The organism is Streptomyces sp. NPDC098781, assembly GCF_044759995.1.
Lineage (GTDB): Bacteria > Actinomycetota > Actinomycetes > Streptomycetales > Streptomycetaceae > Streptomyces.
Window position 1 is genome coordinate 254,855 of sequence record NZ_JBIWAK010000006.1, and the last position, 15,217, is coordinate 270,071.

The 15,217-nt window shown below is 72.2% G+C and carries 8 protein-coding genes; all 8 read right to left on the reverse strand.

Annotation, left to right across the window (positions count from 1 at the left end):
• Nucleotides 1-21: 21 nt before the first annotated feature.
• The 8 genes from ACIQWG_RS25510 to ACIQWG_RS25545 all read right to left on the reverse strand — a co-directional run bounded on the left by ACIQWG_RS25510 (nucleotide 22) and on the right by ACIQWG_RS25545 (nucleotide 15,155).
• Nucleotides 22-1,800 (reverse strand): GMC oxidoreductase, encoded by a 1,779-nt coding sequence (locus ACIQWG_RS25510; RefSeq protein ID WP_404099891.1) that lies wholly within the window; start codon nucleotides 1,798-1,800, stop codon nucleotides 22-24.
• A gap of 29 nt (nucleotides 1,801-1,829) precedes the next feature.
• Entirely contained in the window at nucleotides 1,830-3,443 is a 1,614-nt protein-coding gene (locus tag ACIQWG_RS25515) for a succinic semialdehyde dehydrogenase (RefSeq protein ID WP_404099893.1), read from the reverse strand.
• Nucleotides 3,444-3,575: 132 nt separating this feature from the next.
• Nucleotides 3,576-5,300, reverse strand: a complete 1,725-nt coding sequence (locus tag ACIQWG_RS25520) for a serine/threonine-protein kinase (protein ID WP_404099895.1) — start codon at nucleotides 5,298-5,300, stop codon at nucleotides 3,576-3,578.
• Between the two features lie 38 nt (nucleotides 5,301-5,338).
• Complete coding sequence (locus tag ACIQWG_RS25525; protein WP_404099897.1) at nucleotides 5,339-7,003, reverse strand: serine/threonine-protein kinase; 1,665 nt, start codon at nucleotides 7,001-7,003, stop codon at nucleotides 5,339-5,341.
• A gap of 92 nt (nucleotides 7,004-7,095) precedes the next feature.
• Nucleotides 7,096-8,286 (reverse strand): serine/threonine-protein kinase, encoded by a 1,191-nt coding sequence (locus tag ACIQWG_RS25530; protein ID WP_404099899.1) that lies wholly within the window; start codon nucleotides 8,284-8,286, stop codon nucleotides 7,096-7,098.
• Between the two features lie 130 nt (nucleotides 8,287-8,416).
• Nucleotides 8,417-10,102: a serine/threonine-protein kinase gene (locus ACIQWG_RS25535; RefSeq protein WP_404099901.1), complete on the reverse strand. Its 1,686-nt coding sequence runs from the start codon at nucleotides 10,100-10,102 to the stop codon at nucleotides 8,417-8,419.
• A gap of 152 nt (nucleotides 10,103-10,254) precedes the next feature.
• Nucleotides 10,255-12,873, reverse strand: a complete 2,619-nt coding sequence (locus tag ACIQWG_RS25540) for a protein kinase (protein WP_404099903.1) — start codon at nucleotides 12,871-12,873, stop codon at nucleotides 10,255-10,257.
• 185 nt (nucleotides 12,874-13,058) lie between these two features.
• Nucleotides 13,059-15,155, reverse strand: coding sequence for a serine/threonine-protein kinase (locus tag ACIQWG_RS25545; RefSeq protein WP_404099905.1), 2,097 nt, complete (start codon nucleotides 15,153-15,155; stop codon nucleotides 13,059-13,061).
• Nucleotides 15,156-15,217 lie beyond the last annotated feature (62 nt).

Genomic DNA, 15,217 nt, shown 5'->3' on the forward strand with positions numbered 1-15,217 from the left:
TCCGGCCGTGAGCCCGTGGGCCTACTTCTTCGGCGGCACCGCCGGCATCCCGAGGAACGGCAGCTTCAGCGCCCCGAACGCCTCCGCCGGCACCGCCGGGGACTGCGGCTCGACCGGCTTCAGGCGTTCGTACGCCGCTCCCTGCGCCGGACGCGGGTCGGCCTCGCCCATGTTGGGCCAGAACGACATCGCCCGCTCGGCCTGTGCGGTGATCGTCAGGGACGGGTTGACGCCCAGGTTGGCCGAGACCGCGGCGCCGTCCACGACCGAGATACCGGGGTGGCCGTAGAGGCGGTGGTACGGGTCGATGACACCGGTCTCCGGCGAGTCGCCGATCGGACAGCCGCCCAGGAAGTGCGCGGTGAGGGGCGTGCCCATCAGCTCGCCGACGTTGGAACCGGCGAAGCCGTTGATGTCGGCGGCGATGACCGACGCGGCCTCCGAAGCGGCCTTGATCTGCTTGGGGTTGGGCGCGCCATGACCCTGACGTGCCGTCAACAGGCCCTTGCCGACGCCGTTCGGCTTCAGGTACGTGGTCAGCGAGTTGTCCAGGGACTGCATGACCAGGCCGATGATGGTCCGCTCCGACCAGCGCCGGTTGGACAGGGAGCGGGCGACGAGGAGCGGATGGCGGGCCGCGTTGGCCAGCCAGGCGCCGACGCGCGAGCGGCCCTGTGCGTACGGCACCTGGAGGATCGACAGGCCGCCCATCGAGTTGGAGCCCTTGCCGTAGCGGACCGGCTCGATGTGGGTGTTCTCGTCCGGGTGGATCGAGGACGTGATGGCCACTCCGCGCGTGAAGTCGACCTTGGCCTCGCCGGTCGCCTTGCGGTAGCGCCGGTTGTCGGTCTGGGCGCCGACCAGGGCCTCGGAGTTGGTACGGGTCAGCTCGCCCAGCTTCGCGGACAGGTGCGGGAGCTGGCCGCCGGCCTTCATCCGGTGCAGCAGGGTCTGGGTGCCGTACGTGCCGGCGGCGATCACCACTCGGCGGGCCTTGAACAGCCGGCCCCCGCCCTTCTTCCCGCGGTTGGTCGGCAGGGTCGCCACCGCGTAGCCGCCCTGCGAGTCGTCGGTGATCGAGACGACCGTGGTCAGGGGGTGGACGACCGCGCCCGCCTTCTCGGCCAGGTACAGGTAGTTCTCGTTCAGCGTGTTCTTGGCGCCGTGCCGGCAGCCCGTCATGCACTCGCCGCACTCGTTGCACGCCCTGCGCGCCGGACCCGCGCCGCCGAAGTACGGGTCGGCGACCTCCTCGCCCGGCCCGGCCTCGGCTTCACCCCCGGCGTCCTTGCCGTCCCCGAAGAACACCCCGACCGGCGCCATGTGGAAGGTGTCGCCGACGCCCATCCGCTCGGCGGCCGCCTTCAGATGGACGTCGGACGGCGTCATCGTCGGGTTGAGCCGTACCCCCAGCATGCGCTGGGCCTGGTCGTAGTACGGCTTGAGCTCGTCCTGCCAGTCGGTGATGTCACGCCACTGCGGGTCGTCGAAGAATGCCTTCGGCGGTACGTAGAGGGTGTTCGCGTAGTTCAGGGAACCGCCGCCGACTCCCGCGCCGGCCAGCACCATGACGTTGCCGAGCAGATGGATGCGCTGGATGCCGTACATGCCGAACTTGGGGGCCCACAGGTAGTTCTTCAGGTCCCAGGAGTTCTTGGGCAGGGTTTCGCGGGTCCAGCGGCGGCCGGCCTCCAGGACACCTACGCGGTAGCCCTTCTCGGTGAGACGAAGGGCCGTGACGGAGCCGCCGAAGCCCGATCCGACGACGATCACGTCGTAGTCATAGGTGTCCTGTGGCACGTGCTCTCCTCATTGAGAACGGGGTGTTCCTACTTGAACCGCAGCGCCTTCATCACCCGCAGGCTCCGGCTCATGAACTGCGCGTACTTCTCGTCGTCCATGCCCAGCGACGGCGCCATCGGCAGCAGCCGCTGCTGTGCGACCGTCTGGGCCTCGGTGTACTTGAGGATGCCCTCGGAGCCGTGCCGGCGGCCGAGGCCGGAGTCCTTCATGCCGCCCATCGGAGACTGGACGCTGCCGTAGGCGGGGGCATAGCCCTCGTTGACGTTGACCGTGCCGGTGCGCAGGCGGGCGGCGACCGCGCGGCCGCGGGCGCCGTCCTTCGTCCAGACCGACGAGTTGAGGCCGTACGGCGTGGAGTTGGCGTGCTCGATCGCCTCGTCCTCGGTCTTGAAGCGGTAGAGGGAGACGACCGGGCCGAAGGTCTCCTCGGAGCAGACGGCCATCGGCGCCTCGACGCCGTCGAGGATCGTCGGCTCGAAGAAGTACGGGCCGACATCGGGGCGGGCCACCCCTCCGGCGACCAGCTTGGCGCCCTTGGCGACGGCCTCCTCCACATGCCGGGTGACCGTCTCCAGCTGACGATCGCCGACCAGCGAGCCCATGTCGGCGCCGTACGCCAGGGAGGTGCCGAGCCGCATCGCCTTGGTGCGGGCGGAGAAGCGCTCGACGAAGGCGTCGGCGATCGACTCGTGGACGTACAACCGCTCGATGGAGATGCACAGCTGACCGGCCGAGGAGAAGCAGGCGCGGATCGCGCCCGCGGCGGCCTTCTCCACGTCGGCGTCCTCGAGGACCAGCATCGCGTTCTTGCCACCGAGTTCGAGGGACACGCCGACCAGACGGGCGGCGGCGCCCTGGGCGACCTCGCGGCCGGTGCGGGTGGAGCCGGTGAAGGAGACGTAGTCGGCGTGCTTGACGACCTCGGGGCCGACGACGGGGCCCTCGCCGAGCACGACCTGGAAGACGTCGGCGGGCAGTCCCGCCTCGATCAGCAGGTCACGGGCCCAGAGCGCGGTGAGGCAGGTCTCCGTGTCCGGCTTCATCACCACGGCGTTGCCCGCGACGAACGCCGGGAGCGCGTCACCGACGGACAGCTCCAGGGGGTAGTTCCAGGGGGCGATCTGGCCGACGACGCCGCGCGGGTGGCGCAGTTCGGTGACCTTGGTGAGCGTGGGGATCGCGCCCGTGTGCCGCTTGGGCTTGAGGTAGGCGGGGGCCTTACGGCCGTAGTGGCGGGCCGCGACGGCTACGGCCTGCACCTCCTCATGGGCGTGCAGACGGGCCTTGCCGGTCTCCAGCTGGATGAGGTCGAGGACCTCGGCCTGGCGTTCGAGCACCAGGTCGTGGAAGCGGAGCAGGACCGCGGCGCGCTGCCGCGCCGGGACCCGGGCCCAGACGGCCTGCGCCCTGCGGGCCGCCTCGAAGGCCTTCGCCACGTCCTCGGGCGTCGACTCCGGCAGGTCGGCCAGCTTCTCGCCGGTGAACGGCGTGTGGTTGGCGGTACGGCCGGAGCCGACCACGCCCTTGGTCAGCTGCGCCACCAGCTCGGGCGTGACCACATCGGCAGCGGTACGGGCGCCCTGCGGTGCGGGGGCGAGGGGGTTGGTGCCGGTCTTGGCCGGGGCCTGCGCGTCCGTCATGAGGCGCAGGGTATGCCGGAGCGAGAGCTTTGTGTACCCGTCGGTAATGGGGATTCACCGACTGCTCACATGACGCCAGTGTCCACTGGCAACGAACGCCCTGATCAGGGCGTGGTCCGGGTCGGTGCCGGGTCACTCGATCTCGAGTCGGTCACGGGCGCCCTTGAAGACCGCGGTGCCCTTCTTCTCGGTGGGCGTGCCTTTGGGCATGTCGACGCGCAGTTCGTACATGCGGTCGTCGCCGGTGACGACGATGAGCTGCATGACGCGGGTCGGGGACTCCTCCTTGCCGAAAGTGGTGTCGGAGAGGACGGCGTCGTAGCCCTTGAAGGTGGTGCGGGTGGCCTGGGTGCTCGCGTCGTGCCGGTAGCTGTCCCAGGTGTCGTGCGCCTCCTGGGCCTGGTCGAGGAGCGGGCGGGGCGCCTTGTCCCACTGGGTGAGGCGGACCTGGACGAGGCCGATGTCGTAGACGACCAGCCGGGGCGGGTCGGCGGCGCCGCCCTCGCGCGCGGCCTCCTTGTACTCGGGAGGAAGCGAGAGGACGGCGTCCATGTCCTTCTCGCGGTGCGCGATCCAGTTGGCGGCGGTCGGGGTGGGGGCCGGCGTGGACGTGGGGTCGAGCGGGGCCGAGGTGCGGACGGGGTCCGTCTTCTTCCCTACCTCGTCGCCCTTGTCGGCGATGACGTGGGTCGTGGTGAGCCAGGTGCCGGCCAGGAGGAGGACGGCGAGCGCGGCGACTGGGGCGGGACGGAGGAGCCGGGGGCGGTGCGCGGGCTTGGCGGAGTTCGGCTCATGGCTCTGCTCCGGGTCCGGGTCCCGGTCCGGGTCCCGGTCCGGGTCCCGGTCCGGGCCCGGCTCCGATTCCGAGGCGGGTTCCGTCCCCGGCTCCGGATTCGGCTCCGGCTCCGGTTTCAAGCCATGCCCAAGCCGTACGGTCCCCGAATCCTCCGCGAACTCCCGCAACACCGAGGCGTCCTGCGGCCCGGCGGTCCCCGAACCGGCGACGGGCTCCGGCACCGGCCACCCTTCCGCCACCGCCTCCAGCACCGCCGTGACCTCGTCGGCGTCGGGCCGGCGCTCGGGGTCCTTCAGCAGCAGTCGCACGAGCAGCGATCCCAGCGGGCCCGCCTGCTTCGGCTCGGGCGGGTCGGCGGCGAGGATCGCGGCGAGCGTGGACTCCAGGGTCGTACGGCGGAAGGGCGACCAGCCCTCCACGGCGGCGTAGAGGAGCACGCCCAGCGACCACAGGTCGGAGGCGGGCCCGGCGCCCCGGCCGGACATCCGCTCGGGGGCGATGAACTCCAGGGAGCCGACGAACTCCCCGCTGACGGTCAGGGACTCCTCGCCCTGGATATGGGCGATGCCGAAGTCGGTGAGGACGACGCGGTCGTGTGCGCCGAGCAGCACGTTGGCGGGCTTGACGTCACGGTGGACGATCCCGACGGTGTGCGCGGCACGCAGGGCGCCCAGGACGGCGACGCCGATGCGGGCGGCCTCGGACGCCTCCACCGGGCCGCGCTGGAGGACCTCGTGGAGGGACTCGCCGCGGACCAACTCCATGACGATCCATGGCAGTCCGCCCTCGACGACGACGTCGTGGATGGTGACGGCCGACGGATGGTCGACGCGGGCGGCCGCGCGGGCCTCGCGGTAGAGCCGGTGGGAGGCGCGTTGATGGCCGGCGTCCTCCGGGTCGCCCGGCAGCCTCGGCTGCTTGACGGCGACCTCACGCTCCACCAGCTCGTCGAGTGCCCGCCAGACGGTGCCCATGCCACCCGAGCCGATGCGCTCGACGAGGCGGTAACGCCCGCCGATCACACGCCCGTTGGGGCCGGTGCCGCCACCGTCTTCGCTCATGCCCCATGCCTACCCTGCGGGGTGGGCGGTTCGCCAGTTCAGAGCTTGCCGATCTCCAGGTTCGCGATGGTCGTCCGCGCCACCTCACGTCCGCGGTCGGTGAAGTCGCCCTTGCCCGGGTAGTTGACGGTGAGCTTGTACATGTCCCCGGCGGACGTCTTGTAGTAGAAGATCCGCATCTCGCGCGGGCGCGGGTTCTGGGTGTCGTTCGCGGTGTAGACGATCGTGTTCTCGGCGGACTTCCGGCCCTGGTACGTGGTCTCCTTCGGGGTCGTCCCCGGGTTCGCCGGCATGCCGATCTCGTACTCGCCGGTCTCCTTGAAGTCCCCGTCGTCGTCGTACATCTCGGCCGCGGCGGACCCGGCGATGTCCTTGCTCGTGTCCTCCGCCTTCTTGTCCAGCCGCAACCCGATCGAGATGGCCCCGCTGAGGTCGGTGTACGTGACCCAGTGGTCGTCGTCGTCGGCCTCGGGCGTGGCCCGCTTGTAGCCCTGGGGCACGGCCAGCGAGGCGGCGAGTGCCTTCTCCTCACGGACCTTCCAGCCGTCCGGCAGCGGCCCCGCGAACGGATCGGCGATCACCAGATACGCCGCCACCGCCCCCGCGAGGACCGCCGCACCGGTCCCCAGCAACGCCTTGCGCCCCAGCCGTATGCCGCCCTGACCGCCCCCGCCGTCCCCGCCGTCCCCGCCGTCCCCGCCGTCCCCGGCGATCCGTACGACCTGGGTGGCGGCCGGCGACGGCGGCTCGGCCGCCTGCTCCAGCAGCGCACGCGTCTGCGCGGCGTTCGGGCGGCGTGCCGCGTCCTTCTGGAGGAGGCCGTTGATGGCTTCGGCGAGCGGGCCCTGCGCGGCCGCGGGCGGTGCGGGTACGGCGTTGAGGACCGACTGGAGGGTCGCGGGGGTGTTGCTGCGGCGGAACGGCGAGACGCCCTCCGTCGCCGCGTACAGCACGACACCCAGGGACCACAGGTCGCTCGCCGGCCCCGGACGCTGGCCCAGCACCCGCTCGGGCGCGATGTACTCGGGCGAGCCGACGAAGCCGCCGGTGTCGGTCAGATTGGTCTCGCCCTCGATCTGGGCGATACCGAAGTCGGTGAGGACGACACGGTCATGACGGCCGAGGAGGACGTTGTCCGGCTTCACGTCACGGTGCAGGATGCCCGCCGTGTGCGCGGCCTCCAGCGCGCCGAGCACTTCGAGGCCGATTCTCGCCGCGTCACGGGCGCCGAGCGTGCCCTCCTGCAACGCGTCGCCCAGCGAACGGCCCTGCACCAGCTCCATCACGATCCACGGCCGGCCGTCCACGACCGCGACGTCATGCACGTTCACGACCGCCGGGTGATCGAGCCTGGCCGCGGCACGTGCCTCGCGGCGCATCCGCTCATAGGCGTTGGCGCGTTCGCGTTCGGGAAGGTGATCCGGGACGCGGGGCTCCTTGACGGCGACCTCGCGGTCCACGGTCTCGTCCTTGGCCCGCCAGACCGTGCCCATGCCGCCGTGCCCGAGCTTGGCGAGCAGCCGGTAGCGGCCGGCGATCAGACGTCCGGTGCCGGGGTCGGGGGTGGGCGGTACGGGCCCGACGGGGGTCGCGTACGGGTTGTCCTGGTGAGGGACGGGCGCGTGCGCGTTCGGCTGCGGAGGTTGCAGTTCAAAACTCGTCGGCTCGTCGGACCGGTAAGGGGCTCCCCCGTTGCTGCTCATGGCTCCATCCATATCGCGGCAAGGGCTCCAGCAGCCAGGGCGAACTGTTTCCGGTCACAGACCCGTGACTCAGGTTGCCACTTATCCCCCCTTTATTCGGAGTTGGCGGGTGTGGGGGTCGCAGGGGCCGACGTGGTGGGTGAGGGAGATGAGGGGGATGTGGGAGATGAGGGGGACGGGCTGGGCGCACTGGAGGGTCTCGCCGGGCTGGGGGGCCTCGCCGTGGTGGGAGGCCTCGCCGTGGTGGGGGGTCGCGTCGTGCTGGGGGGTCTCGTCGAAGTGCTCGCCGTCGGTACGACACCCCCGTCCCCGCCCCCGGTCACCAGCAGCGCCGCCGCCGACACCCCCGCCACCGCCATGGCGGCGACCAGCACGACGGTGGCCAGCACACTGCGGGGCGAGTACGGGCGCTGCGCCCTGCTGAACCGTTTCGGCACCGGTGCGAGGTCGATCCCCGTCTCCAGGAAATCCCTCAGCATCCGTTCCGCGCTCTCCGCGTCCAGCCGCTGCCCCGGGTCCCTCTCCAGCAGCCCCTGCACGACGGACAGGATCGGTGTCGCCTGCGCGGGCGGACGGATCTCGTCGGACACCACGGCGAGCACGACGCCGCTCAACGAGTCGCGCCGGAACGGCGACTCACCGCTCAGCGCCGCACACAGCAGCGCCCCCACCGACCACAGGTCGGAGGCGGGCCCGGTCCCGGCGCCCGACATCCGCTCGGGCGCGGTGTACTCGGGCGAGCCGACGAAGGAACCGGATTCGGTGAGCGTGGGCGTGCCTGGCACCTGGGCGATGCCGAAGTCGGTGAGGACGACGCGGTCGGTGCCGCTCTCGACGAGGACGTTGGCCGGTTTGATGTCCCGGTGCAGCACCCCGGCCGCGTGCGCCGTGCGCAGCGCGCTCAGCAGGTCGGCGCCGACCCGGGCGGCCTCCCGCGCGCCCACCGGACCGTGCGCCGCGATCAGGTCGGCGAGGGAGTGACCGTCGATCAACTCCATGACGATGTACGGACGATCGTCGTCCTCGACGATGTCATGGACGACGATGACATGCGGATGGCTGAGCTGCGCCACCGCCTGCGCCTCGTGCAGCGTGCGCTCCCGCTGCCGCCGGGCGTCGGCGGCGGAGAGCGAGTCGTCGAAGGGCAGCTCCTTGACGGCCACCTGGCGCCCGAGCAACTGGTCGGTCGCCCGCCATACGACGCCCATGCCGCCGCGACCGAGCCTCACCTCGAGGCGGTAACGCCCCGCGATCACACGGAAGTTGCCGCCCTCGGTCCCCATGCGCCCCATCATGCCCCACCGGACGGACCGACTCCGGGGCGCCGATCGGCCAACTATGCAAAGGAGCAAACGACTTCAAATGCCGCCTGGTGGTCGGAAACCGCGGGCGGCCGTTCGCCCGTGAGCAAGCTCAGGAGGCGCTCGCCCGCCAGCCCTTGAGGACCGAGGTGAACTGCCGGCGCGTGGCCGTCCAGTCCGCCACCGGCGTGGACATGTAGATCGCGTACTCCGTGCCGTCCCGGTCGACGTACCCCTGGTCGATGGCGCGGCGCGGCCCCGGGAAGGGGGTGTCCTTGGCCTGCGCGGTCCAGGTGTACTCCCACAGGGAGCCATCGCGGTCGCGGTAGAGGTTCTGCTTCAGGGACACCGTCTGGTAGTCGACCAGCCGCTGGCCCAGCTGGTCCTCCAGGTCGCTGAAGTGGTCGTAGGCGTTCGCGAAGTCGGGTGAGGTGTCGACGGCGATCCGGAGGAAGTGCTCGCCGCCGTCGGGCGTGTAGTCGACCTGCTGGAGACCCTCGTATTCCTTGCCGACCACTTCCCGCTGCCAGCCCTCGGGCAGATAGAGGCTGAAGCCGAGCGGGTCGTCGTAGCGGACCCAGGACGCCGGCACGCCGCCTTCCGGGCGCGGCGACGCGTCGTCGGTGGGGTCGGGCGGGGTCGTGGTCGTGGTGGAGGCGCTGCCGCCGCCGCCCTGCGGGCCCCACTTCTGAAGGACGACCGCGGTGCCCCCGCCGATGATCGCGGCAAGGGCGATGACAAGGGCGATCGTGCGCAGCCGGCGGCGCTTGCGGGACGGCTGGGCGGGCGTGCCGCCGGTGCCCGCCGTGTCGTACGGCCGCCCGATCGTCGTCGGCCCGTGCGTCGGGGGGTACGGCGTGCCGGTGACCGCCGTGTTCGCTCCCGTCGGCGTGGGCGCCCCGGCGTGCGAGGGCCGGGTGTACGGCTCCGGCTCGTATCGGGTGTGCTGCGTCGGCACGTACACCTGGGCCGCGCTCGGCCTGCGTCCCTCCGCCGCCTCGGCCAGCATCTGCTCGGCCTCGGCCGCGCCGGGCCGGGTGGCCGGATCCTTGCGCAGCAGGGCGGTGATGACCGGCGCGAGCGGGCCGGCCTGCTGCGGCGCGGTGGGTTCCTCGTCGACGACCGCCTGCATGGTGCTCAGCGGTGAGGTGCGGCGGAAGGGCGAGCGGCCCTCCACGGCCGTGTACAGCGTCGCGCCGAGGGCCCAGAGGTCGGAGGCGGGGCCGGGGTCATGGCCGCGGACCCGCTCGGGGGCCAGGTAGTCGACCGAGCCGACGACCTCTCCGGTGCGGGTGATGGTGCTGTCGCCCTCGATCTGGGCGATGCCGAAGTCGGTCAGCAGGACGCGGCCGTCGTCGGCGGAGATCAGTACGTTGCCGGGCTTGACGTCCCGGTGCAGCACCCCGGCGGAGTGCGCGGCGCGCAGCGCCCGCAACACCCACAGGCCGACCCGGGCGGCCTCGGCCGGCTCGATGCGTCCGCGCTCCTTGACCGCGTCGGCCAGCGAGTAGCCCTCGACCAGCTCCATCACGATCCACGGCCGGCCGTCGTGCTCCAGCACGTCGTGCACGGTGACGACGGCGGAGTGGTTGATGCGCGCGGCGGCACGGGCCTCGGCGCGGGTGCGTGCGAGCAGCCGTTCCTGGTCGCTCTCGGAGACATAGAGAGCGGCGGTCAGTTCCTTGATGGCGACCGCTCGATGGAGCACCTCATCGTGCGCACGCCAGACCCGGCCCATACCGCCGCTGCCGATCGCGTCGGCGAGCCGGTAGCGGCCCGAAACGAGCTGGCCCTGCATCTGATTCACGTTGCCCCGCAATGTTCTTGACAGGGTCAGGTTAGGGACCGGCGGACGTGACCGGAACCACGGGGGCGCCAAGTCGACCGCACTGTGATGGTTGTCGCTTTCGCCGTACGCAAGCAACCATCACCCTGCGTCCGCGCGCGGCGTCATCCGGTGACCTGATAAGTAGCCGACGCCTGCTCGAACAACCGCGTCACCTCGTCCCGCTCGGCGTCCGGACCGCGCAGCTGCACCACGTGGTACCGCCCGTCGACCAGGATCGCGAGATTCCGTACGAACAGGTCGCGGCCCTGGTCGTCGGTCCAGGTGAACTGCCCCTCGGCCATGACCCGCTCACCGACCTGAATGGTCTTCAGCCCACCGGAGGAGGCCCAGCTGGAGTCCCGGTACGGCTGCAACTCCCGCTCGTGCTCCCGCTGGTAGACCATCGGGTCGTCGCCGTACTGCTCGGCGGTGTCCCGGCCCGCCACGAGGACGAGGTCGAAGTCACCGTGCGAGTACACGACCTGTCCGCGCCCGTTCTCCGGGGTGCGGTTCCATCCGTTGGCCACCGCGACCTGGAAGCCGGCCTCGTCCTTGCGCACGGTGAAACCGTCGGGAACCTCTGGGCCGTTGGTCTGTGTCTCGGTGGAACCGGCCGACTCCGTGGGGCCGTTGCCGGACTCCGGGGAGGTCTGGTCGGGCCGCGGTTCACTGCTCGCCTCGGCCGACCCCTCGGGATCCGCCTGATCGGCCTGCCCCGCAGCGCCGGTGCGATCGGCGTCGGCCGTGGCACCGTCGCCCTGGTCGGCCTTCGGCATGAACAACAGCGCGTACGCGATCGCCGTGGCCATCCCGAGGAGCACGAGCAGCAGCAGCGTACGGCCGAGCCGCCTCGGCGAACGCGCCTCCTGCTTGGCCCGCTTGTGCCGCCCGTGATGCGCGGGCAGCCCGGCCCGGCGCCGGCGCACCAGCTCGCCCCGCCGCCGGACGATCGGCAGCCGGTTCGGGTCGACGGGCGGGGCGGCGACGACATGCGCGCCGGCCTCCGGCTCGGGCGCGGACCGGACGAGCGAGCGCAGCCAGCCCCTGAGCTCCTCGAAGTCGAGTCGCTCGGTGGGGTCCTGACGCAGCAACGACTCCACGACCGGCCTCAGCGGCCCGCACTCCTCCGCGAACGCCGGCGGCTCCGCGCACACCATCTGCACCAGCTCGGCCGTGGACTCCTCCGGGTACGGCGCGTGTCCCTGCACGGCCCGGTAGAGCAGCGCTCCCAGCGCCCAGAGGTCGGTGGCGGGTCCGATCGGCGCGGCGAGCTGCCAGTTCTCGTGCACGGGACCGGCCTGCTCCGGCGCCCACCGCTCGGTGACGGGGCCGACGACGGCCATCCTGGCGTGCCGGGCCCGCTCCGCGGCGAGCGCGGTGGTGGGGCCTCGGCGGGCGGGGGCGCTGGTGACGAGGTCGTTCCAACGGGTTGGGGCGGCCTTGGCGTTGCCGGCCGGGGAAGCGGTGGCGTCGGGCGGGGGGAAACCTCCTGCGCCGGGGGCGGGGACACCGCGCCCGGCGAGACCGTTGGCGCCCGGAGCGGGGGTACCGGCCGCCGGGGGTGCCCCACGTCCGAGGGCTGGCATGCCCGGGTCAGGGGAGCCGAAGCCGGCCGGGGGCAGCGCCGCGCGGTCGTGGCCCTCGTCCACGGGTGTGCCACCGACCCCGCTGCGAGGCGCGGCACCGTGCCAGGGCGCGGGCCGCACCCCGTACGGGTCGGCGATCTGCCCCGGCGGCGTCGTGGCGCCCTCACCCGGGGCGTACGGCTGGTGCGTGGCGCCGTTGGCCTGGGGCACGGGGCCGTTTTCGGGTGAGCGGGCACCGGGCAGCGCGACACGGCCGCTCTGCCCGCTGTCCTGTACGCGCGCCGCGGCACGGGCACCGGCCCGATACGCGGCGATGGCTCCCGCCCGTGCCGCCCTGATGTCCCCGCCGGCCTCCATGGCCCGGTCCGCTGCCGCCGCCGACGCCGCCGCGTCACCCGCGGGCACCGGCAGCCCACCGGCCGCCCGCGCCTCGATCGCGGCCCGCCGCGCGGCCTCGGGATCGCCACCGACGCCACCGCCGGGGGCCGGGGGACCCGCGCCGAACGCCGCCGCCCCGCCGCCGCCTTCGTCACCGTCCTCGGCCGGGACGGGGTCGTACCCGCACAGCGCCTCTTCGGCGGCCCCGACCGCGAGCCCGGTCAGCATGACCCGGCCGTCGTCGCAGACGAGCACCGTGCGAGCGGTGATGTTCCGGTGGACCCACCCATGCGCGTGCAGCACCCGCAACGCCATGAGGACGTCGGAGGCGACCTCGGCCGCCCGATAGGGCGTCAACGGCTGCTCGGCGAGCAGTGCGGCCAGCGGACGCGAGGCCACCAACTCGCTCACTATCCACAACGAGCCGCCCTCGGCGAACACGTCGAAGACCTGGTCCAGCCGTGGATGGTCGGGAATCCGCGCCGCGGCCTGCGCCGCCTCGACCGCTCGCCGTACGGCGGGGTCACTGGGCCGGCGCGTACTCGAACGGGCCGAGGCCCCGCGCTCCCTGGAGTTACGCGCGGTGAAGCCGTCGGGCAGCCCCTCGGCGTCGAGCACCTCCGCCTCGACGACCTCCGGCAACGGCACCTGCCGGACCAGGACTTCCTGACCGCTGTAGGTGTCGAAGGCCCGGGACTCGGTGAGTTCGTACTCGTCGGAGGGCGGCAGCGGCAGGCGGTAGCGGTCGGCCAGCACCCGACCCGCATAGTCGTCCACGTTGCCTCCCCCGGCCGCCCGGTTGGTCAATTCCGTTCGCCTTGCGTCGCGTTCCGGACGCACGACTGGATGCGCACGGTCCGCAAGCTTTCACGATACGTGCCGGAGGCAACCCACAAAGAGGGGTTGCCGTATCTCACGGCTCAAACCCCGCCGTCACGCGCCGAAACCCGCGGCGGCTCACTTCACGACTTCGGCTGGAACGAATCGGTCAGTGTCTTCCAGGTGTCCTTGCGGAGGTCGCTGTCCCAACCGGCGGCCTTCGCCGTGTACATCAGCGCGTACCCCTGGCTGTCGTCCACCACGAACCCACGGTCGATCGTCCGGTACCCGGTACCGCCGTCGGAGTAGGTGAACTCCCAGTCGGCGGTGTTCCAGCCCCGATAGTCCACCTCCTCTATACGGATCCGGTCGTACTGGGAGCGCTGCATGTACTGCTCCTGGTTCTTCCAGTCCGCGACCGGGTCGTCCTTCGGCGTGGACGTCCAGGCGATGAGCAGCTTCTGCCCGTCGGGGCCGGTGAACCGGTCCCCCGCCGACCCCGTGGACTGGAACTTCCACCCCTCGGGCAGCCCGATCGAGTACCCCTGGCTGCCCTTGTGGGTCGAAGCGGCTCCGCTGTCACCGCCGGAGCCGGCCTCCGCACCGCTTCCGCCGGTCGCGCCCGCCTCGGCGCTCGGCGTCTTCCCGGTCTCCGCGCCGGAGCCGGACCCCGAGCCGGAGCCGTCCGTCGCGGAGCCGTCCGTACGAGTACCGCCGCTCTCGTCCTTCTTGGTGTCGCCGCTCGCGCTCGCCTCGGCGGACGACTTGGCCCCGCCGCCGCTCGACGACCCCGTCGAGTCATCGCCGCCGCTGAGCAGGACGGCCAGCACCACGCCGATCACGGCCAGCGCCACGACCACCGCGATGATCACCAGCGTCCGCTTCGGCACCACATCGGTCAGCGGCGCCCGAGGCGTGGGCCGCGTCGGCAGATCCGGCGGCGGCATCACGGGCCAGCCCGAACTGCGCCCCGCGCCCTGCCCGTTCCCGCTCGTCGTATCCCGCTCACCGGCACCGGCCTTGCCAGCGGCACCCGCCGCGGAACCGGTGGTCGCACCAGCGCCTCCGGCACCGGAGTCCCGCTCGGCGCTGCCGGCTCCGGCCGCGAGCGCGGTCGGCTTCTGAGCCGCGCCGCCGGCCTCGGAACCGTCCTTCTCGCTCACGGACTTGGTCCGACTGCCGGCCGCCCCGGCCGCGCCGGCACTCCCGCCGGCGGCCTTCCGCACGGACCGCAGCGCCCCGCGCAACCGCTCCCCGGCCTCCTCGCCCCGCTTGGCCCCGGACCCGACACCGGAACGCCGCTTCTCCCCGGGCTGCGGCGGCAGCGGCACGACCTTCGTCGCATCCACCGGCTCCGGATCGGGCTTGCGCGCGGGCGCGTGGAGGACGGCGTTGAGCATCGCCCGGGCACCGGCGTCGTCGAGCCGCTTCTCCGGGTCCTTGGTGAGCAGCCCGTAGATGACGTCCTTCAGCGGCCCCGCGTTCTTCGGCTCCTCCAGGGGCTCGGTCATCACCGCCGTGAGGGTGGCGATGGCGGAGCCCTTGTCGTACGGCGGCACACCCTCCACCGACGCGTACAGCAGCCCGCCCAGCGACCACAGGTCGGCCGCGGGGCCCGGCTTGTGCCCGCGGGCCCGCTCCGGGGAGATGTAGGAGGGCGCGCCGACCAGCATGCCGGTCGAGGTGATGGACGGATCGCCCTCGACCTGGGCGATACCGAAGTCGGTGAGCACGACCCGGTCGGTGTCGGACTCCAGCAGGACGTTCGACGGCTTCACGTCCCGGTGCAGGATGCCCTCACGGTGCGCGGACCGCAGCACGTCGAGCACGGCCAGGCCCACCTCGGCCGCCCGCTTGGGCTCCAGCAGGCCGTCCTCCCGGATGACCTCGGCGAGCGACTTGCCCTCGACGAGCTCCATCACGATCCACGGCCGGTCGTCCTCGTCGACCACGTCGAACACCGTCACCGCGCTGTTGTTGCGGATCCGCGCGATCGCCTTGGCCTCACGCAGGGTTCGCGTGATGAGCCGCCGCTTCTCCTCCTCGTCGATGTTCGACGGGAACCTCAGCTCCTTGACGGCGACGGTCCGCCCCAGCGTCTCGTCCACGGCACGCCACACCGTGCCCATGCCGCCTCGGCCGAGGACCGCGCCCAGCCGGTACCGCCCCGCGAGGAGACGCTCACGGTCGTCCTGACGAGTGTCCTGACGAGATGTCCCCGCCCGCTCCGCCTCCGACATGCGTCCCCTCATACAACCCGCCCTGACAGAGCCTCCATTGTCTCTCACCCGACAAGTGCCCA

Coding starts and splice junctions, on each gene's coding strand:
- ACIQWG_RS25515 (WP_404099893.1), bottom strand. CDS start 3,443: ATGACGGACGCGCAGGCCCCGGCCAAGACCGGCACCAACCCCCTCGCC.
- ACIQWG_RS25520 (WP_404099895.1), bottom strand. CDS start 5,300: ATGAGCGAAGACGGTGGCGGCACCGGCCCCAACGGGCGTGTGATCGGC.
- ACIQWG_RS25525 (WP_404099897.1), bottom strand. CDS start 7,003: ATGAGCAGCAACGGGGGAGCCCCTTACCGGTCCGACGAGCCGACGAGT.
- ACIQWG_RS25530 (WP_404099899.1), bottom strand. CDS start 8,286: ATGGGGACCGAGGGCGGCAACTTCCGTGTGATCGCGGGGCGTTACCGC.
- ACIQWG_RS25535 (WP_404099901.1), bottom strand. CDS start 10,102: ATGCAGGGCCAGCTCGTTTCGGGCCGCTACCGGCTCGCCGACGCGATC.
- ACIQWG_RS25545 (WP_404099905.1), bottom strand. CDS start 15,155: ATGTCGGAGGCGGAGCGGGCGGGGACATCTCGTCAGGACACTCGTCAG.